This window comes from Fontibacillus forbon (assembly GCF_046559655.1).
Classification (GTDB): domain Bacteria; phylum Bacillota; class Bacilli; order Paenibacillales; family Paenibacillaceae; genus Fontibacillus.
In genome coordinates, this window is sequence record NZ_JBKGFV010000001.1 from 1,127,338 (window position 1) to 1,147,962 (window position 20,625).

Annotated in this window: 18 protein-coding genes; 12 read left to right on the forward strand and 6 right to left on the reverse strand. The window is 42.3% G+C overall.

Annotation, left to right across the window (positions count from 1 at the left end; translation table 11 throughout):
- Positions 1-81: 81 nt before the first annotated feature.
- The 3 genes from ACLB09_RS05225 to ACLB09_RS05235 all read left to right on the forward strand — a co-directional run bounded on the left by ACLB09_RS05225 (position 82) and on the right by ACLB09_RS05235 (position 3,458).
- Positions 82-837 (forward strand): ABC transporter ATP-binding protein, encoded by a 756-nt coding sequence (locus ACLB09_RS05225; protein ID WP_410768696.1) that lies wholly within the window; start codon positions 82-84, stop codon positions 835-837.
- Positions 834-2,768 carry an FtsX-like permease family protein gene (locus tag ACLB09_RS05230; protein ID WP_410768697.1) on the forward strand — a complete coding sequence of 645 codons (1,935 nt, stop codon included), beginning with the start codon at positions 834-836 and terminating at the stop codon, positions 2,766-2,768. The genes ACLB09_RS05225 and ACLB09_RS05230 overlap by 4 nt, the downstream gene beginning before the upstream one ends.
- Positions 2,769-2,918: 150 nt before the next feature.
- Complete coding sequence (locus ACLB09_RS05235) at positions 2,919-3,458, forward strand: CueP family metal-binding protein (RefSeq protein ID WP_410768698.1); 540 nt, start codon at positions 2,919-2,921, stop codon at positions 3,456-3,458.
- Positions 3,459-3,537: 79 nt separating this feature from the next.
- On the opposite strand, the gene sleB is transcribed toward ACLB09_RS05235, so the two are convergent.
- A complete protein-coding gene (gene sleB / locus ACLB09_RS05240; RefSeq protein ID WP_410768699.1) occupies positions 3,538-4,185 on the reverse strand; it encodes a spore cortex-lytic enzyme in 648 nt (215 codons plus the stop codon).
- 231 nt (positions 4,186-4,416) lie between these two features.
- Between sleB and ACLB09_RS05245 the strand changes: the two genes are divergently transcribed.
- The 4 genes from ACLB09_RS05245 to ACLB09_RS05260 all read left to right on the forward strand — a co-directional run bounded on the left by ACLB09_RS05245 (position 4,417) and on the right by ACLB09_RS05260 (position 8,829).
- Complete coding sequence (locus ACLB09_RS05245; RefSeq protein ID WP_410768700.1) at positions 4,417-5,232, forward strand: ZIP family metal transporter; 816 nt, start codon at positions 4,417-4,419, stop codon at positions 5,230-5,232.
- Between the two features lie 235 nt (positions 5,233-5,467).
- Complete coding sequence (ahpC, locus tag ACLB09_RS05250; protein ID WP_114495488.1) at positions 5,468-6,031, forward strand: alkyl hydroperoxide reductase subunit C; 564 nt, start codon at positions 5,468-5,470, stop codon at positions 6,029-6,031.
- Positions 6,032-6,042: 11 nt separating this feature from the next.
- The gene (ahpF, locus tag ACLB09_RS05255; RefSeq protein ID WP_410768701.1) at positions 6,043-7,575 is read left to right on the forward strand and encodes an alkyl hydroperoxide reductase subunit F; all 1,533 of its coding nucleotides are present in this window, start codon (positions 6,043-6,045) and stop codon (positions 7,573-7,575) included.
- A 276-nt stretch (positions 7,576-7,851) separates the two neighbouring features.
- Positions 7,852-8,829 carry a helix-turn-helix transcriptional regulator gene (locus tag ACLB09_RS05260; protein ID WP_410768702.1) on the forward strand — a complete coding sequence of 326 codons (978 nt, stop codon included), beginning with the start codon at positions 7,852-7,854 and terminating at the stop codon, positions 8,827-8,829.
- Between the two features lie 93 nt (positions 8,830-8,922).
- Here the strand turns inward: ACLB09_RS05260 and comA are convergent, their stop codons facing one another.
- Complete coding sequence (gene comA, locus ACLB09_RS05265; protein WP_410768703.1) at positions 8,923-9,792, reverse strand: phosphosulfolactate synthase; 870 nt, start codon at positions 9,790-9,792, stop codon at positions 8,923-8,925.
- Between the two features lie 108 nt (positions 9,793-9,900).
- Positions 9,901-11,196 (reverse strand): MFS transporter, encoded by a 1,296-nt coding sequence (locus ACLB09_RS05270; RefSeq protein ID WP_410768704.1) that lies wholly within the window; start codon positions 11,194-11,196, stop codon positions 9,901-9,903.
- Between the two features lie 189 nt (positions 11,197-11,385).
- On the opposite strand from ACLB09_RS05270, the gene ACLB09_RS05275 reads away from it, so the two are divergent.
- Entirely contained in the window at positions 11,386-12,087 is a 702-nt protein-coding gene (locus ACLB09_RS05275; RefSeq protein ID WP_410768705.1) for a 2-phosphosulfolactate phosphatase, read from the forward strand.
- A gap of 68 nt (positions 12,088-12,155) precedes the next feature.
- Here the strand turns inward: ACLB09_RS05275 and ACLB09_RS05280 are convergent, their stop codons facing one another.
- The gene (locus tag ACLB09_RS05280) at positions 12,156-12,812 is read right to left on the reverse strand and encodes a YitT family protein (RefSeq protein ID WP_410768706.1); all 657 of its coding nucleotides are present in this window, start codon (positions 12,810-12,812) and stop codon (positions 12,156-12,158) included.
- A 292-nt stretch (positions 12,813-13,104) separates the two neighbouring features.
- On the opposite strand from ACLB09_RS05280, the gene ACLB09_RS05285 reads away from it, so the two are divergent.
- The 4 genes from ACLB09_RS05285 (at position 13,105) to xerS (ending at position 17,879) form a co-directional block, all read left to right on the forward strand.
- Positions 13,105-13,554, forward strand: a complete 450-nt coding sequence (locus ACLB09_RS05285) for a DUF1905 domain-containing protein (protein WP_410768707.1) — start codon at positions 13,105-13,107, stop codon at positions 13,552-13,554.
- 158 nt (positions 13,555-13,712) lie between these two features.
- Positions 13,713-15,779 (forward strand): serine hydrolase domain-containing protein, encoded by a 2,067-nt coding sequence (locus tag ACLB09_RS05290; protein WP_410768709.1) that lies wholly within the window; start codon positions 13,713-13,715, stop codon positions 15,777-15,779.
- A gap of 350 nt (positions 15,780-16,129) precedes the next feature.
- Positions 16,130-16,648, forward strand: coding sequence for a hypothetical protein (locus ACLB09_RS05295; protein WP_410768710.1), 519 nt, complete (start codon positions 16,130-16,132; stop codon positions 16,646-16,648).
- Between the two features lie 160 nt (positions 16,649-16,808).
- The gene (gene xerS, locus ACLB09_RS05300) at positions 16,809-17,879 is read left to right on the forward strand and encodes a tyrosine recombinase XerS (RefSeq protein WP_410768711.1); all 1,071 of its coding nucleotides are present in this window, start codon (positions 16,809-16,811) and stop codon (positions 17,877-17,879) included.
- Between the two features lie 248 nt (positions 17,880-18,127).
- Here xerS and ACLB09_RS05305 read toward each other — a convergent pair whose 3' ends face one another.
- On the reverse strand, positions 18,128-19,633 hold the full coding sequence (locus ACLB09_RS05305) for a TniQ family protein (protein ID WP_410768712.1): 1,506 nt from the start codon (positions 19,631-19,633) through the stop codon (positions 18,128-18,130).
- Positions 19,634-19,653: 20 nt separating this feature from the next.
- Entirely contained in the window at positions 19,654-20,625 is a 972-nt protein-coding gene (locus ACLB09_RS05310; protein ID WP_410768713.1) for an ATP-binding protein, read from the reverse strand.

Sequence of the window (20,625 nt, forward strand, 5' to 3'; positions counted from 1 at the left end):
TTTGTACTTTGTTCGGGGAAACGAAGGAAAAAGGAACCCGGTGCGGTTATGATAAGGACATACTTAAAGGAGTGAGTGAATATGGCGATACTGGAAGCAAATAAAATTCATAAAACCTATGGCAACAAGTTCAATAAACAAGAGGTACTGAAAGGGATAGACCTTAGCGTAGAAAAAGGCGAGTTCGTCAGCATCATGGGGGCGTCCGGGTCCGGGAAAACAACCTTGCTGAACGTGCTTTCCTCCATCGATAAGGTTAGCCTGGGCAGCATTAAAATCGAAGGGAAAGAATTTACCGGACTAAAAGAGAAAGAACTGGCTGAATTCCGGAAGCATCATCTGGGTTTTATTTTTCAGGAGTATAATCTGCTGGATACGTTGACCGTTAAAGAGAATGTGCTTCTCCCGCTCTCCATCAAGAAAGTGTCCAAAAGCGAAGCCGACCGGAAATTTCAACTGGTGGCATCCGAACTGGGGATCTATGAAATCAAGGATAAGTATCCGAATGAAATATCCGGCGGGCAAAAACAGCGGACCTCCGCCGCGCGAGCGTTTATCCATGATCCCAGCATCATTTTTGCGGATGAACCGACAGGAGCGCTGGACTCTAAATCGGCTTCCGATCTGTTGAACAAGCTAAGCGAGCTCAATCAGAAAATTGACGCGACGATCATTATGGTAACGCATGACCCGGTCGCCGCAAGTTATTGCAGCAGAGTCGTGTTTATCAAGGACGGTCAAATCTATACTCAGCTGAACAAGGGTGAGCAATCGAGACAAGCGTTCTTTAATGACATTATGAAAACCCAAGGCGTGCTGGGCGGTGTTCAGGGATGAACATGAACTATCTGATTTACCGAAATCTGAAAAAGAACATCAAAAACTATTACCTGTATGTCTTTGCGTTGATTTTTAGCGTTGCACTATACTTTGCCTTTGTCACCTTGCAATATGATCCGTCGCTGAACGAGATCAAGGGATCGGTGAAGGGAGCTGCCGGTCTTGCCGCCGCATCCGTGCTTCTCGTCGCCATCGTCGCGATATTCCTGCTGTATGCCAACACGATCTTTATCAAACGGCGGGGCAAGGAAATCGGCCTGTTTCAATTAATCGGATTAACAAAAGGAAAAATCTTCAGGATTTTAAGCAGCGAAAACCTGATTTTGTATTTCGGGTCCATGCTGATCGGTATCTTCATCGGTTTTTCCTGTTCACGGCTGCTCCTGATGATTCTGTTCAAAATCATTGACGTGGACGCCGAGGCTTCCCTGAATTTTTCTTCGCAGGCGTTAATTCAAACAGTTATCGTGTTTGCGGCCATTTATTTACTCATCATGATCATGAATTTCATGTTTATCAAACGCCAAAGCATTTTGTCCCTATTTAGGGTAGTATCCACAACCGAGAACAGAATCAAGAAAATGCCTCTTTCCGAAATGCTGATCGGTCTTCTCGGGATTGGTCTTATCCTGCTCGGATACTATGTATCGACAAAGCTGTTCGGCGGGGATTTCACGGAAATGACCCAGCTGTTTATGGCGATGATTCTGATTTTGGGCTCCGTCATTCTCGGGACTTACTTGTTCTATAAGGGCTCCGTCAGCTTTATTTTCAATGTGATACGTAAAAGCAAGGGCGGTTATTTATCGCTAAACGAAGTATTGTCGCTTTCGTCCATTATGTTCCGGATGAAATCGAACGCGTTGCTGTTGACCATTATTACTACGGTATCGGCGCTTGCCATCGGCTTGTTATCGTTAAGTTACATTTCATACTATTCCGCGGAAAAATCAGCGCAACAAAGCGTGCCGAACCATTTTTCCGTCCTGTATGAAGACGATCTCGCCAAGTTTAGCCAAGCGCTCCGCGATCATCATATCGAATTCAAGGAAATCCGACGGGATGTCATTAAAGCGGATTTGGATGTGTCCAAAATCGTAGGGGGCGGCATAAGCGAATTTGGCGATGATTTTACGGCCGCCGTGGTTAGCGATACATCTCTTGAAGGGGTGGACGTTACTCCGGAAGAGACCTTATTTAGCGGTACCAGCGATATGCTGATGCAATTCATGTCCATCCAAGAAAAAGGCGAGCTTGCGATTAAAGGGCTGACCGGATCCTGGAAGCAAAATCTGATCGGTTTGAACAAAGAGGCCGTGATTTCGTGGTATTACACGGCCAACATGCCGACCGCGATCGTCGATCAAAGTGTTTTTGACAAATTGGCCGATGATTTGAATCCGGATCTTCAAAGACAAAGCCGGACTTATTTAGGGATCGATATCCTGAATCCGGATTTACTCGATCAGGCAAACGAGTTGTTTAAGGGAATGGGTTTTAAAGATGAACCGGGATACTTCTCTCAACTAGAACTTATTAACAATCAAAAAAGCAACATGGGTCTGATCATGTTTATCGTCGCCTTTTTGGGCCTAACCTTCCTGATCACATCGGGCTGTATTCTGTATTTCAAGCAGATGGACGAAGGAGAAGAGGAACGTCCGAATTATACGATTTTAAGAAAGCTCGGATTTACGCGGGGAAATTTGCTTCGGGGAATTCAATTCAAGCAAATGTTCAATTTCGGCATCCCGCTCGTCGTCGGATTGTCCCATAGCTATTTTGCCGTCAAATCCGGCTGGTTCTTGTTCGGAACCGAACTGTGGACCCCAATGATTCTGGTCATGTTACTGTACACGGTGCTATATTCCATCTTCGGGCTTCTATCGGTACTTTTCTATAAGCGCGTTATTAAGGAATCATTGTAAGAAATAAAGCTCCAGCCTATAAGGGACTGGGGCTTTGTTTTATGTGGTAGTGTTATAAACGGTATAAGAAAAGCCGTCTATCCCGATACTTACATAATATGGTATAGTTGTTTAAGTAGGCTTAAATAAACGATAGGAAAGGTGTTTATAATGAAGACAAAAACTCTAGCAATATCGGTTGGATTGATAGTTATAGCATTAGGCGGCGCTTTCATCTTATCGAATAGCAATAATAAAGAACCAAAGAGCGCGAGCACCCAGGATATCAAACAACTGGTTCAGGATTACAGCACAAGAATGAAGGCAGCCGATTCAGCTTCAATTACGTCGCATAAACTTACCGTGTCCGATGGGGAAGAGGATACTTCTACTTATGATCTGCCCCAAGACGAGTTTTTCGTATCCATTGCTCCGTTCGTCGAAAGTACGCATCCTTGTGAAATCCATAGTTTGACCGGCTGTCAGGGGGAAATGGCAGATCAGGAATTTGACGTCACCATTGTTGACGATGAGGGGAATACGGTCGTGGATAAGAAGATGAAGACCTATGATAATGGCTTTGTAGACTTGTGGTTGCCAAGGGACAGAACCTATAAAGTAACGATCCGTCATGACGGGAAAACGGCGAATTCCGAAATATCGACATTCGAAGGCGATAACACTTGCATCACCACTATGCAATTGGTTTAATGTGGTCGGTAAAGCTCCGGTCGCCAATAAAAACATGAAAAAGACAGGATCGGCAGTTCTGCGATCCTGTCTTTGTTTTTTAGCCGGCGAAAATATGATTTCCTATCTTGATCTTCTGCGGACGAGACCAAATCCAGGAGCTAGTCGCCGTGTCCGGGTTAAAATAATAAAGAGAGCCATATGTCGGGTCCCATCCCCGTACGGCATCGAGTGCGGCCTTATAAGCCGTGCTGTCGGGTGTCAGCCAGTATTGCCCGTCGTCCACCGCCGTGAATGCGCCCGGTTGAAAGACAACATCATTGATATTGTCCGGAAACTGGTCGGACTGGATCCGATTCATGACGACGGCACCGACGGCCACTTGCCCTTTATAGGATTCTCCACGTGCTTCACTATAGATCACTCTTGCCAGAATATCCATTTCACTCTGATTTAGAGAGTATTTTTTTAGCGCCTGCCAGGTTTGGGAACCGCTTATGCCGTCAGTTTGTAGACCATAAGTTTGCTGAAAGCTTTGTACGGAGCTTTTGGTGGAGTTTCCGTAATAGCCGGTTAGCTGCAAATTAAATAAACCAAGCGCTTTCAGCCTGTATTGCAGATCCCATACATCGCCGCCTGTACTGCCCACGCTTAATTTGCCCGGAGCTGCCGCTTGCGTGGAACCGCCGAGCAATCCTGTTGCAAATGCTGCAATAATAAATATGATGAATGCACGAAAAATTTTCATTTACACATCACTTCCTTTCCTGACTGATTTTATGTTGGAACAAGAGAGAGGGCAACCCACAACATTTGGCACCTTGGAAATTTATGTAGTTAAATTGCTAGGCACAGCCCCATACAAACGCGAATATGCTGAAGCGAAAAGTATTTGACGGTTTTAAAGAATAGGCTAAAATGTTTACTGAGAGAAACAATTTTTTATAACTTCATCTTTTCGGCAAAAGGAGCTGTTCTATTGGTAGATTTTTTTCAGAATCTTAATCCTATCTTACAAGCTTTACTGGCAACTTTGTTTACATGGGGAATGACAGCTTTGGGCGCAGCTCTCGTGTTTGCCACAAAAACATTGAACCAGAGACTATTGGATAGCATGTTGGGTTTCGCCGGCGGTGTCATGATTGCAGCCAGTTACTGGTCCTTATTGGCTCCCGCTATTGAAATGTCGGAGAACAATGCCATTGGAACCTGGTTTCCGGCAGCATTTGGATTTTTGTTTGGGGGCATTTTCATTTGGGGAATCGATAAGATTTTGCCTCACCTTCATCCGAATACGTCGATTGGTAAAGCGGAAGGATTTTATCCGAATAAAAGAAAAAGAAGTACGCTGTTGGTGCTTGCCATCACGCTTCACAATATCCCGGAAGGCTTGGCGGTAGGGATTGCTTTTGGCGCACTTGCTAACGGCGGGACCGAAGGTGCGCTCATCGGAGCAGTGACCTTGGCGCTTGGAATCGGCATTCAGAACTTTCCCGAAGGGGTTGCCGTGTCCATGCCTCTGAGAGGCGAAGGGATGTCGCGCAGAAAAAGCTTTTTCTATGGACAATTTTCAGGAATGGTTGAACCGATAGCCGCGGTCATTGGCGCATTCGCTGTTGCATTTGTCGAACCTTTATTACCTTATGCATTAAGTTTTGCAGCGGGGGCCATGATCTTCGTCGTAGTGGAAGAAGTGATTCCCAGCTCCCAAGAAAAGGGCAATAAGGATCTGGCTTCGATGAGTTTAATGTTTGGTTTTATCTTAATGATGATTCTTGATGTGGCTTTGGGATAGGAGAGTTTGTACTAATTATCTGGATACCTTGAAAGTCTGCTTTCATAGCAGGCTTTTTTTTAGTTTCGAAGTGATGTTCATTTGTTCACATAATGGTCAAACTGTCTTCATGTATTCTTCATGCAAAATTGGGTAACTAATGATATTATTTAAATCAGCAGCAGATAATAATGATTATTAACTGCTAATGGTTCTCAGTTAATTAAAAATTAAATTAAATAGGAGGATTTTTAACATGTCACTGATTGGAACTGAAGTACTACCTTTTAAAGCACAAGCTTACCAAAACGGGAAATTCTTCGAAGTAACCGATGCTAATTTCAAAGGAAAATGGAGCGTGGTTTGCTTTTATCCTGGAGATTTCACCTTTGTATGCCCAACGGAACTTGGAGATCTTCAAGATCAATACGAAACGTTGAAATCGCTTGGTGTTGAAGTATATTCCGTATCGACAGATTCCCACTTTACACATAAAGCATGGCATGATTCGTCCGAAACGATCGGCAAAGTTACTTACATTATGATCGGCGATCCTTCCCATACGGTTTCCCGCAACTTCGACGTTCTGATTGAAGCGGAAGGCGTGGCTGACCGCGGTACGTTCATCATCGATCCTGACGGAGTAATTCAAACGGTAGAAATCAACGCAGGCGGCATTGGCCGCGATGCCAGCTCGTTGATCAACAAGATCAAAGCTGCTCAATACGTTCGTAACAATCCAGGCGAAGTTTGCCCGGCAAAATGGCAAGAAGGTTCGCAAACATTGAAACCAAGCCTTGACCTTGTAGGTAAAATTTAAGGAGGCGATTTGTGGTGTTGGATGCTGATATCAAGCAACAATTAAACCAATACCTTCAGCTCCTTGAAGGAGATGTGCGAATTAAAGTTAGCGCAGGCTCCGACGCCGTATCCAAAGACATGCTGGCCTTCTTGGACGAACTGGCCGGTATGTCTTCCCGGATTACGATGGAACAGGCTCAATTGGATAGAACTCCGAGCTTTAGCGTAAATCGGACCGGTGAAGAAGACACCGGAGTCGTTTTCGCCGGTATTCCTCTTGGGCATGAGTTCACGTCGCTAGTCCTGGCCTTGTTACAGGTTAGCGGAAGGGCACCGAAGGTCGAACAAAGCGTGATTGATCAAATCAAGGGCATTCAAGGGAAGTATGCTTTTGAATCCTATATCAGTTTGAGCTGCCATAACTGTCCGGATGTGGTTCAAGCTCTGAATCTTATGAGTATTCTGAATCCCGGTATTTCGCATACAATGATTGACGGAGCGGCATTCCAGGAAGAAGTCGAGAGCAAAAACATCATGGCCGTCCCATCGGTATATCTGAATGGAGAGTTTTTCGGCAGCGGACGTCTGTCCATCGAAGAGATCGTCGCCAAACTAGTCGATACTCCGGACGCTTCTGCATTCAATGATAAAGAACCGTTTGACGTGCTTGTTATCGGGGGCGGTCCGGCGGGCGCCAGCTCCGCTATCTATGCGGCACGTAAAGGTATCCGCACGGGGATTGTCGCTGAACGTTTCGGTGGTCAAGTGTTGGATACGGTAGGTATTGAAAACTTTATTAGCGTTAAACATACCGAAGGTGCGAAGCTCGCGGCAAGCTTGGAAGAGCATGTCAAGGATTACAACGTGGATATCATGAAGCTCCAGCGCGCTAAACGGCTGGAGAAAAAGGAACTCATCGAAGTGGAACTTGAAAACGGAGCCGTGCTGAAGAGCAAGACCGTTATCCTGTCCACAGGTGCGCGTTGGCGTAACGTCGGTGTTCCGGGTGAAGCCGAATTCAAGAACAAGGGTGTTGCCTATTGCCCGCATTGTGACGGTCCGTTGTTTGCCGGCAAGCATGTTGCGGTAATCGGCGGCGGCAATTCCGGGATCGAGGCGGCAATCGACCTCGCGGGAATCGTCAGTCATGTAACGGTCCTTGAATTTGCGCCGGAATTAAAGGCGGATTCCGTGTTGCAAGATCGTCTTTACAGTCTTCCAAACGTCACGGTGCTCAAGAATGTTCAGACCAAGGAAATTACCGGAACCGACAAGGTCAACGGGATTACCTACGTCCAACGCGACACCGGGGAAGAACAGCATGTTGAATTGCAAGGCGTGTTCGTGCAGATCGGTCTGGTACCTAATACCGATTGGCTCGCCGGTGCGGTTGAACGGACCCAAATGGGTGAAATAATCGTCGACCGCCATGGCGCAACGACTCTTCCTGGCGTGTTTGCAGCAGGGGACTGCACCAATAGCCCTTATAAGCAAATCATCATTTCGATGGGCTCCGGGGCAACCGCGGCCTTAGGCGCTTTCGATTATTTGATTCGAAACTAACCGACTTTGAAAAAGAAGCCACCCTAAAGGCAGTCCTGCATAAGACAGTATAAGAAAACTATAATGTTTATGGCAACTGCCAAGTAAAATGTATGAAACAAGCGTATCGTTCACAATGAGCGATACGCTTGTTTTTTCTCTGTCTTAATAAGCAGAGAAATATTACACCGCCAAAATTTCTGTTTATAGTACGAATAACAGCAAGTAAAATCAAGTAGTAATCACCCTATTTCTTTATTATTAATGCAGGGCGATTGAAACGAGGTGAACAGAAAGATGTATGAGTGGCAGAAGCAAATTCAAACAATTGTCGATGAAATTGACAAATGTATTAAAAATTATAATGACGAAGCCTTGACACTACGCTTTCTTTCTCGCGGGCTGGGCTATTCCGAATTTTATACAACGAGAAAATTCAAAGAAATATCGGGTATGCAATTTAGGGATTATCTGCGGCATAGAAAATTGGCCTTTGCACTAAAAGAGGTTCGGGATAGTGAAAAAAGCTTTTTAGATATTGCTTTTGATTATGGTTTTTCATCACATGAAGCCTTTACCAGAGCTTTCAAAGGAACATATGGCGTAACTCCAAGTGAATACCGAAAAAAGCCTAAGCCCGTTGTTCTCCGCACCAAAATAAACCCTTTTGACCGCTACTTTTTAGGATTGGGAGAGATTGGGATGATGAAATCCACAGATGATGTTAAAGTTTATTTTGTAACCATTCCCGCACACAAATTTTTGCATATTAAAAACTATGAGAGTAATGGGTATTGGGATTTTTGGCAAAAGCAAAGTCTTATTCCGGGACAGGACTGCGAAACAATTTGCGGCTTGCTCGATAGCATCAAGGGCAAATTGGATGACGATGGTGGGAGTGAAACTAACGGAGGCAGCGGCCAAATTATGGCGTACATCAATGCCCCGGACGGCAGACTCTGCGATTGGGGTATTCCCCGTGTAGAATGTTATGGTGTACGACTTCCTTTTGATTATAAAGGCGAAGTGCCACCCCAAATGCTTATGATTGATGTTCCCGAAGCCGAGTATATTGTTTTTGAACATGGGTCATTCGATTATGATCAAGAAAATCGTAGTGTGGAGGAAAAGATTGAAAAGTCTATGGCAACTTTTGATTTTGCGGGCACTGGTTACTGCTTTGATACGTCCCCCGGTAGAATAATTTACTTATATTATAATCCGGAACATTTTTTTAAGTATATCAGACCAGTTGCAAACGAAGGAATGGCGTAGCTTTTACGCTACGCCACACTTCCGAATACATACTGTTTTATTAAGGACTACCTAATAGGTGGCTTCTTTTTTTTGCGAAATGAATATCTGAGGTTAAATCACGTAAAAATATTCTTTTTCCTTTTCCATTTTCGCTTTTACCCCAAAGGTAAAAGTATCTTGACGGAGACCTCGCCGCAGCGTTTCCAGAGAGAGAATATCGCTTGGTGAAATATTGCCTAAGTTCACATTAGGGCCAAATTTGTTCAGAAACAGCACCTGTTGATTCTTTAAGGGCGCCTCCCATATCAATTGATCCGTATCCGTTACAAACTTCAGAACATCATCCAGAAGATTCAACCGGCATTCTCCATGTTCATCGAAAACACCGACCCCGATACCTGATTCACGGGCTTCAATCGTTAATAACTCTGCCCCAGCCTTCAAATCGGCTTCAAGCGTGTCGGCGAGCACGGCTGCATCGATTAGCGATCCCGACAATTTTTTACCATATTCCGTGAAGACTTTAAGGCCACACTTTTTACCTTCTTGGATCAATTCTGTACGTTTTTCCCGGGGGAGTTCAATGGTCCCGTCGGATATTTCAACCCCGTTAAAACCGAGATTACATATGGTGTTGAAAAATTCCGAAACTACGTCTTGCTGTACTGCCGTCTCCAACAATGTACCGCCCGGCATAATCGTGACCCCATGCATTTTGGCCAAATTGATCTTATAGAGCAACAAATCAGTATTATAGAGGGGCGCTGTTCCAAACCCGAATTTTACGCAATCGATATAGTTTGAACCTGTTTCCATCAGATCCATAAATGAGTTTCTGCCAAGACCCTTATCGATGACCATGGTATGGCCTCGACTTGTGATTTTGCTTGTATTGCGCGTACTTTCAAGTACAGATTGCTTGCGAAATCCGCACGGGTCACATAATTCTGTTGGCCAGATTTCATGTAAGGAACTTTTCATCTGAATTCTCCTCAATTCTTATTAACTTGTCGCTTCATTCCAATGACATAGGCATCATATGCTGAGTTTTCTTGTGGTGTGCCCATTGCCCTGAAATTTAAAAGCTATTCAGTCAATTTGAGGAGGAGGTTTAATCATGAAAAACACAAGTCCGAGCGTTACCAACGATAATGCGGAAACCGTTATAAAAACTAGGTTATCGGATTTATCCATCATCCAGCCGAACAAAGGAGGGCCCGCCGCCACACCTAAAAAGCGCAAACTGTTATATAGGGACGTGATCATACCCCGTTCACTTTTTTGAATCGCGCCTGTGATCATCGTATTCAAGCAGGGGAGAAGCATGCCGGTTCCGATGCTGCTGATCGTTAGCAACCCGATAAATACATATATATTTTCTAAAAAGAACAAGGTGGCGGCGAGAGATAACGTCATGGCAACCAACCCGATATTCATAAGCCAGCGCATTACTTTGCCATTTTTTTTGATCAGGCTTCCCGTGGTATATGAAGTGATGACCATACCTAATAAGGGAATGGCCAATACCAATCCTTTCATGACGCCGTCGATATTGTAAGGTTTCTCTTCAAGAATGTTGGACAAATAAAATAGAATCCCAAACAATATAAAAAGCCCCAACGAACCCGCAAAAAATGAAGTTATGAGCCATTTGCCTTTTTCCTTGAATATTTTGCCTATTTTTTTGATGTATTTTGATAATTCGTTTTTCTCATTGTGTTTTGGTTCCTTTATTAGAAAAATCACTGCTAACAAGGACATAGCGCAAAAAACGGGAAAGGCAAAGAAAGAGGCATACCAAACGATCAAAACAAGCAGGGAACCGATGATGGGACTGAGAACTTTTCCCGTCCCGTTCGATGCTTCGATTAAGCCAAGAGCTTTACTCTCCGTCCCGCCGTCGTATAAATCGCCTACGAGCGCCATAGCAATCGGAGCTGTTCCCGCCGCAGCGAGGCCCTGGATCGCTCTAGCCGCAATAATAACTGCATAGGAGTCCCATATGGCACCAAACCCGGCCAAGATACCGGCTCCGCCATAAATGATCAGGGCCGGGACTATAATGACCTTTCTGCCGAAACGATCTGACAGATAGCCGATGACCGGAATGAAGATTCCTGCAGCTAAAGAAAAAATGGAGATAATCAAACTGCTTTGAAATTTGTTGATTCCGAGTTCTCTTTGCATTTCAGGGAGAACCGGTACCAGCATGGAGTTGCCGAAGACAAGCACGATAGGAATCGTGGCAATAGCAATAAACTCCCAGATGCGTCCTTTTGAACCGTGATCCGATTTTTCCGCAGCGTTCTTTTTCTTTGAAGGTTCCGTCTGGGCTATATCGCTCTGGAAGCTTATATTTAGTCTTCGCGATTTTGTTTTTTCCATTTTGTAATAGCTCCCTTGACCTGGTATGTTTGGTTATTATTTGTATACTACAAAATTAGTATTCCTTTTATTTCTTAGGAATGGTGACTTCTCAGAATATCTAATGTTTACTTTGGAAGAGCACCTCTTTAAATTAGGCCAATATACTGTAATTACAAATCACATTATGCTGGCTGAAGGGGACGTTAAATGGAGATAAAAATTATACAGGGGCACAACCATACACCTGAAGCTTCAAGAATTAATGTAATAATTGATGTAATACGAGCTTTTGCTGTAGCGCATTACGCTTTTATTAATGGAGCTCAAGGGATTATTCTGGCAGATACTTTAGACGAGGCCTTCCGGTTAAAAAATCAATACCCGGAGTTTATTTTAGCGGGAGAAATACAGGGGCTTCCGATTGCGGGTTTTGATCTGGACAATTCGCCTTCACGTTTGCAAAATGCAGATCTTCGGGGAAAATTCCTGATTCAGAAAACAACTAACGGAGTAAAAGCAACCTTAAACTCCTTAAATGCTGATCATATTTTTGTTACGGGTTTCACTAATGCAAGAACGACGGCAGAGTTTATAAAGAATAACTTATTGAATGAAGGCTCGGCGGTGTCCTCTATTCATTTAATTGCTTCGCATCCATCCGGGGACGACGACCTGGCATGCGCGCAATATATATCGGGAATCTTACAAGATACCAGCCGTTTATCGGCTGATGAAACGATCGAGCGGATTCGAAAATCGGAAGCGGCTGAAAAATTTTATGATGATGGGAAACCGGACTTCTTGAAAGAGGACATTGCGTTTTGTACCCAAGAGCTATCCGCTGAATTTGTTATGAGAGTGAATTATAAGGACAAACTTCCGGTTATCGAGAAGGTGCAGGCACAGTAAACTCATTTTGCAGCTTGAAAAACATCAAAACACTCCGTGAAAAAACCAGCCTATCTGAAGGCTGGTTTTTACTTTTTGCGCCATGCAGGCGAAAAGGCCGCTTTCAAACCAGGGAACTGATGGAGCCCGTTGATAATTCGGGTTGACAGCCACTGGCACACAACGGCAAGAATAATTATTTTCCAATCAATCACGTATGCTGTTAGGGCGAATATAAATCCATTCATCCAGAACAAGGATGTACCGGGATTGATTCTTTTGTATTTGTAGATCGCCAAGGCTACATAACCGATTCCTCCGTTTGATACCCGTTGTTTGATCAGGATGGAGACGGCGGTCCCGAGAATGGCCGAACCGAACAACAGATCGATCCATACGTTTGCAAACGGAGGGTCAATGAACTCCTCGAAGAAATTAACGGATACGGAAGTTACCGTAATGACAAATACGGTACCTATGGCACTGATCTTTCCCAAATAATTGACCGTAAAGACAAGAAAAATAATATTAGCAAACCACAACCCGAAGCCCATCGGCAAACCGAACGCGTGATTTAAAAGAACGGCGATTCCTGCCCCTCCTCCGGAAGGAATGGCATGAGGAAACAGAAAAACAGCCATGGCGAAGCCCTGCATGGCGGATCCGGCGGTGATCAGGGCAAATTTCTTGATGACGCGGCGATAGAAGAGTGCTTTGTATCGGTTAGGGATGAACGGCAAGTTCATATGGAATCAATCATCCTTCATAGATTGGAGTAACAAGCCAGTCCTGCTTTCTTATTGTATGCTTGTCACTGAAGAGGGAGACCGAGATATTAGCAGTCATGAATTTAGCAACAGTAAAGACAATCTCAGGTCGCCGTAGTTTTATTGGGCGGAGCTAGCTTTGCGGTTCACAAATTTGCCAATAGCACTGCTGAGAAAGAAAAGGTTTTGTTTAATGGGATCAAGAATATAGTCACAGTTCTAAATTATGGAATCGGAATTAGATTCCCTACAATGAGGAGTGTTATCCTATATGGTTTATGAATTTGATAGTGAGATAAAAATGCTGGAAGGTAAAATGAAATGGAAAGTAGTTTATTTCCCATACTCAGTAAAGGAAATATTCAATACTAATGGTAGAGTACCTATTCAAATCATCGTTGACGGGCACGAGTTTGACCATACGTTGTTGCCGTCAAAAAATGGGCATTATTTTGTTTATAATGAATTTATTCGAAGAGCAGTACATAAAGAGCTCGGTGACAAACTCCGTGTAATTCTTAAAAAATGCGAGACTGACCGTAATATGGTTTTGCCAGATTACATTACAAAAAAACTTGAAGATCACCACATTCTGAATACATTCCTAATTCAGCCTGATTACATTAAGCGAGAGCAGATAAATTATATTGAAATTGCTATAAAGGAAGAAACAAAGAATAACCGAATTTTAGCTTTAATTAATAAACTTAAAGATAAATAAATCCTGTAGTAGAAAATCAATTACATAAAAGTCCCGCAATCTATGAAAGTTGATTGCGGGACTTTTGTATCGAGTTAGATTTTTCTTGTGGAAATATGAACCATTCAATCTTATGAAACGTAATACAAAATAAGTTATATATTTAAGGAGGTTTTTTAATGAAAAAAAGGTTGCTATGGATTCTGAGTGCTGCTATTGCACTAGCACCGCTTGTCCCGACTGCAGCACTAGCTTCTAGCGAGAACGTTGCAACTTCAAATCAGGCACTGGCGACTACTGCTTCTGAGAAAGCGGCACTGCTTACCGAACAGTACGGTACGACCAGCGTACAGTATGCACTGATCGACAATGGCAAGATTACTGTGACAGGACAGGCGGGATTAAACGATATTGAAGGGAAGGTCCCTTTAACCGAAGAAACCATGTATGGTATCGGGTCAACGAGCAAAATGTTTACGACGGTTGCCGTCATGAAATTGGTAGATGAAGGGAAAATCAATCTGGATACCCCTTTAGTGGAGTACTTAACTGATTTCAAAATGGAAGATGAACGATATAAACAAATTACGCCACGTATGCTGCTGAATCATTCTTCCGGACTACAAGGGTCGAGTCTAGGTAATGCATTTCTGTTCAATGATAATGACACGTATGCGCATGATAACCTGTTAGAGCAATTGTCTACACAGAGTTTGAAAGCTGATCCGGGGGCATTCTCGGTTTATTGCAACGACGGATTTACCCTGGCTGAGATTCTTGTAGAAAGAGTCAGTGGTATGAAATTTACCGAATTTCTTCATAAATATATTATCGAACCGTTAGATATGAAGCATACGAAGACATCGCAAGATGCATTAGAATCAAGCAAATTCCCTGGTCTTTATTATCCAACATTTCAAAAGCAGCTTCCAAATGAAACTGTCAACGCGATTGGAACGGGTGGAATTTATTCCACAGCAGAGGATTTGGTACAATTTTCGCAAATATTTATGAAACATGATAAAGATATTCTCTCGGACAGTTCGGTACTAGCAATGGAGCAAGCGGAATACAAGAAAGGGATGTGGCCCAAAGAAGCGGATAATATAATTGACTATGGGCTGGGTTGGGATAGTGTAAATTTATTTCCGTTCGGTGATTATAAAATAAAGGGTCTCAGCAAGGGCGGAGACACGATTTTATATCACGCTTCTCTCGTGGTGCTTCCAGAGCAGAACATGGCTGCTGCAGTTCTCTCCTCAGGCGGAAGCAGTTCGACAAACGAACTTCTGGCACACGAACTTCTTCTTCAGGCGTTGAAAGAGAAGGGGGCAATCAAAGACATTAAAGCGGAGAAATCATTCGGCACGCCTGTTAAGGCTGACATGCCTAGCGATATCACAAAGTACTCGGGCTATTATGGTGCTACAGGGCAACAATTTAAAGTTGTTATAAAGGATGGAGAACTATCAATATCGGTACCGAGTGTCCCCGAGTATCCAGAGCAGAAATATGTATATACATCGGATGGGTCTTTTGTTAACCAAGAAGGAAGTTCGAAAATCAACATTGTAACTGAAAAAAATGGACGCACCTACCTTTGGACTAGAGAATATGCAAACGTTCCGGGGTTGGGACAATTGGCAGTATCTCAGTACGCAGCCGAGAAGCTGGAAAGTCAGGCCTTATCTAAAGAGAGTGAAGAGGTATGGGAAAAGAGAGAAGGCAAATCCTATTTCGCTGTGAGTGAGAAGTATAGCTCTCTTGTATACATGGTTAATCCAACCGTCAAGGTTTCCCGTACCCCGGAATTAAAGGATTATCTAGGGGATAAGAAAATTACGGGACCGGATACTGCAGTAAGCCAGCATCAAGTCCCTGGAACGGGAAGCCGAGATAGTGCTGAATTTCGTTTATATATGAAAGAAGGTATCGAATACTTTGAGTCGGCTGGAAGTTTGTATGTCAGTGAGGATAAAGTAAAACCTCTCTATCAAGGGAAAAATTCTACCGTTACAGTGCAAACTGATGGCCATGCCAGATGGTATAGCGTACCCCAAGCAGTTGCTGGTAAAAAAATGATAGTAGCGATGCCAGAGGAAGGAGCATATGCGGTATACGACGGAAATGGAACATGCGTGAACTACACCATAATCAGCGGCAGTAACGAAGTTGTTCTCCCTGAGAACGGAACGATTGTATTTGCTGGAACGGCGGGATCTTCATTTAACATTTCGTTGGAATAGTAGTTGATATATCTCGTTACAATGACATTTTAACAAGCACACAGTTAATTTGGGCTTACTCCAATATAATCGGTGTGCTTGTTTTTTTGCGGGCTTAACAGAAATAAATGAGTTTATAATCAATTTTATGATGGATCTGAAGCTAAACGCGAAGGGATTAATGAATAAATAATTAGATTTAAATATTTATTAAGCTTTATATATTGCACTATCGTGCTTTAAAATATATGACAATGGGTTATTACGGGAGGGGAAAAGGACCAAGAGATAATCGAGGGAGCACCTTCGTAGGATATCATTCAGGGAAATCGATTTCAGGGAATTATCTAAAGCTGATAGGAGTGACTGTTTTGAAATATTTAAAAGATATACAGGAACCGGGAATGGGAACCTGGTATTTTGAAATTGACAACGACGGTGTGGCATACAGACAGATGGTTTATCATGATGACGGGATCTGTATCACATCGAATCGAAATCATGATCCCAATCATTTCATGCTGGCAGAACACCCACTAGATGCGCAGGAATCTTATTACAAGGAAATTAGTCAGGCGGAATTCGAGGAACTCTGGCAAGAGCAGCTTCAACTCGGTATGGAAGGCTGGTATCGGACCCAAAGTCTGTTCCCTGTCGGGACTCGAGTGGAAGGGTATATAGAAGCTTTTTTTCCACAAGGTACCTTGATTAACTTATTAGAGCCTCAGGCCGTAGGTCTAACGGATACATCCGCTCTGAAATCTGAAACCCCTGCTGAATGGATGTACCCACGCTATCGTGTGATCGCCGAAGTATCTGGATACGATGAAGTTAATCAGTGGGTGCTTCTTACCCGCGCTAAAGTTATGGGAAGTCGATATGATACGTAAGCGATTCTCGTCAGAAGATGGTGATACAGAAATCATCAATCAATTATCGGAGGTAGATATTATCAGGAGGACAACGCAAGATATTTATTATTACGTAAAATAATAATTTGACGAATAAATAGATATGGATTATTCTAGAACAAGGAGGTGCGTGCCGAAAATGGACAAAATCGCGAAATCTCATTATATGAGCCGCATCGATGAGAAACTGACGGATTTACCGTGGTACGTGACCGAATACATCGATACGCGCAAACGCAAATTGTCGCACACCACGTTATTGAATTATTGCCATGATTATATTATCTTTTTTGATTGGCTCGTAGCAGAACGTTTCGCAGCCCCCAGCCGTAAAGACGTTGAGCTTTCGGTACTTGAAAAACTGACGGTCCGGGAAATCGAAAGCTTTTTGACGTTCCTGGAATATCAATTGAGTAATTCGAAGCTCACGATTAACCGGAAACTTTCGGCACTTAAATCGCTGTTTGATTACTTGCAAAACAAAGCCGAAACCGCTGATCTTAAACCATATCTTGAGCGCAACGTGATGGCCAAAATCGAATTTAATACCATGAAAGAAAGCCAGGAAACGATCGCCAATCGCATCGAAGGCAAAATTTTACGCGCGGATGATTTTGAGTTGTTCCGTCAGTTCGTTGCTTATGATTTCGGCGAGCAAAACCGCGACAATAAACGGCTCTATCAGTTTCACGAATTCAACCGCGAACGCGACACGGCGATCGTTTCCTTGATTCTCGGATCCGGATTGCGTTTATCGGAAGTCGCCGGCATCAACTTGGAAGATCTCGACTTAAGCAAGGGTTTGGTGCGGGTCATTCGCAAAGGCAATAAAGAACAATACGTATATTTTAGCGAACAGGCAAAGTCGGATTTGGACAATTATTTAAAAGTTCGCGAAAATCGGTATAAACCGGAAAAATCGGAAACATACTTGTTTATGGCGGCGCCAATCGGACGCAAAGGCAAAGACAAGCGATTAACGCCAAGATCGATAGAAAAACTTATCGAAAAATACGCTGCAGCTTACGGTAAACCGGCTTTGACCGTACATGCATTAAGACATTCTTTTGCCACGCGATATCATCAGGAAAACAATGACGTACCGCGGCTTAAAAATCAATTAGGCCACGCATCGATTCAAACCACGATGATTTATACGCACTTAACGGATGAAGAGATGCGCATTGCCGTTAACAATATGGATAAATAAATCGAGTTATACGGATAGCCAGGAACCGGTCGAAGCCGGTTCTGACAGTCTTTTTGAATTACATATTCACAAAACTTGTATTTTGTACATATGTCTAGAAATCGTACAAATCCCTTTCCGTATGCTTGAAGCCATTCCAGCTCATTTGTTGTCGGAGGACAAGAACATAGTCCCTTCTAGGACAAGAACTTGATCCCTTAGCTGATTCTCCCTAAATCTAGGCACAAAAAAAAACCCATGATTTGGACTTAATCTAATGAATCATGCTTTTTAATATATGCTTCTACATATTTTATTTGTTTTTTGTTTAACCCATCCATAGCATCAATAGCCAATCTTAATGGTGAGAATGACTCCATTTTTGAAATGGCTCTTTTTTTACTTACACTATTGTTAGGACATTGATTTTCTGAGATATTTGCACGTTTTTTATTTTTCGTTATCATTTCTAATGTTAAGATGTTCTTTAAGCGACTATCCTGTATTTCAGAATATCTAAAAACAACCTTAAACTCCTCTTTTGTTTTTTTGAGTAATCTATCCCAATATAATACTTTATTATTATCTTGCTGCAGTATCAAACTAGAAGATGATAAACAGTTATAAAAAAAGTTTAAGCTAAATTGATATGTCCATTGTTCTTGTATCCATTCTAGAATTTTTCTATTGACTCCCTCCTCTTTCATCATTAAAAATCCATCTAATATACTTCTTATCTCGTCAGTTATCGAATTTGTCAGTAATTGATACCCATATCGACCACTAATTAAAGGTACCTTATTTTTCCTCGTTGAGTATCGATAAAAATGCGCTGATTTCAAAAGGGCCTTCCTCCAGTTCACATAAGCATATGCAACAGGGCAAATCTCAGGAAACTCTTCATCTTCATTTTTAAGAAGATCCCAAAATTGTCTAATACAATGTAAATGATCTTTTACTAGCTTTCTTCTGATATAACGATCAATTGTATGAAAGGAATCAACATTTTTTTTATAGAGTTCTTTGCTAAGACTCGATAAAGAGTAAAAATCGTCTATAGATACGAGATTTTCATTTTGTTTTAAGAGTACTTTTGAAATAATAGAGGATGGATCTACTAAAACCTTTAAATCACTGACTTCTGGGAAAAACAAGTACTTCCCCTCATGTGAACTTTCTTTCATTGATAGCCATTGTAATGTAGCTGGATCAGTGATTGAATATTGATTCTCCCAGCTATCCCATAGTGATTTGGAAAAATCAGATAACTCATATGTACACTTACAAGAAAATGGTTTTCCCATTTGTTTATTTGATAAAAGAAACGGTATTTGTCCCTTACAATAAGGGCATACTTCTAGCAATTCACAGTTATGAAAAGGACAATAATTCATTAGTTTAAATTGGTGGAACCAGCTATGATATCCACTTGAAATACAATGTTTACACCACCGTAGATGTTGATAGAACCAAGACTTTATTGGATATTTTTGATTTCTTAACGGAAACGTCAACGATTGTATTGAATTCTTAGAGAATTTCATGATGTTTAATCCAAATATGAGCTCTAAAGTTGTTTCATCAAAACTGCTAAGATCAAATAATTCTCTTCTCGTATCCCCGATGGATTTCTTTGTTAGTCTCTTGACGTGGTCATTACCAAGAATTACAAGAATATCGTCCCTATTCACGCCGTTAGCTAAAGACAATTTTTCAAACATTGACCAGGGAGTTTCATAGTCATGTATCCATTCTTTCCTCCAAATCGCTTTCATTGAATCGCCCTCTTTTCTAATTAAACAAGGGCCATGTAGATTTCCGATTCTACGTACCCCGACATTTCAATGGCTTCTCTCCATTGTGCTTTGTTTATCCAGTAATGCTGATCTCCATGTAATCCATTTTTTTTCAAAGCATTTTCTATCGTAAAGGAGAAATACTCCATAGGTATCTCCAAAGCTGCAGAAACTCCATGTTCTTTACGCAGCTCCACGAATAGGTTGAACAAGACTTTAGCTTCTTTCTCTAATCTTTCCTTTTTATTGTAACCTTCAGGGAAAAAGTATCGACTGAAACTCCAACCGCTTCCTTCCGGAAAACAAGAGACTTCTGGAGAATCATAACCACTTAAAATTAGTTGAATGTCCTCTATTGTTCGTATTCCATGAAAATGATGTTCATGTGTCATAAAGCGACCAATGATCTGAGACTTTTTTTGTTCCAGGAAAAACGTTCTGCGTGCTAACAATTCTTCTTGGCCGACTGAAATAATAGTCATGCTAACTTTCTTCTGAACCAGTGCATTATATATATCCATTAGCCAACTATAATGAAACTCCGTCAATCGGTGAGCCTCATCTATTATAAGTACCAAACGACGAATCTTTGATTTCTCAGCTTTCTCAAGCATTAAATTGACGATCTGTCTTCGTAACTCTGATGGATTACGTTTTGTGGCAAAAGGGAAATCAAAGTCATCAAGTAGATCTGAGTAAAACTTTTCTTCACTTGGCATTCTATATGAATTACAGTTTGCTAACAGAATGGGCAATGGAGCTCCAAAGCTGGTAGGTAAATGCTCGATAGCAAACTTCAGAGCCCAGGTTTTTCCGATTCTCGGTCTGCCGTACACTATCATTCCTGGGAGACGATTATTCACAATCTTCATGATGCTTCCCATTAATCGTAGAACTTCTTTGGTAGGTATAATGTAGTCACCTGTTTCAATCGGATGTGTCCCTATTTTCACATGAGGTGTATTATCCAT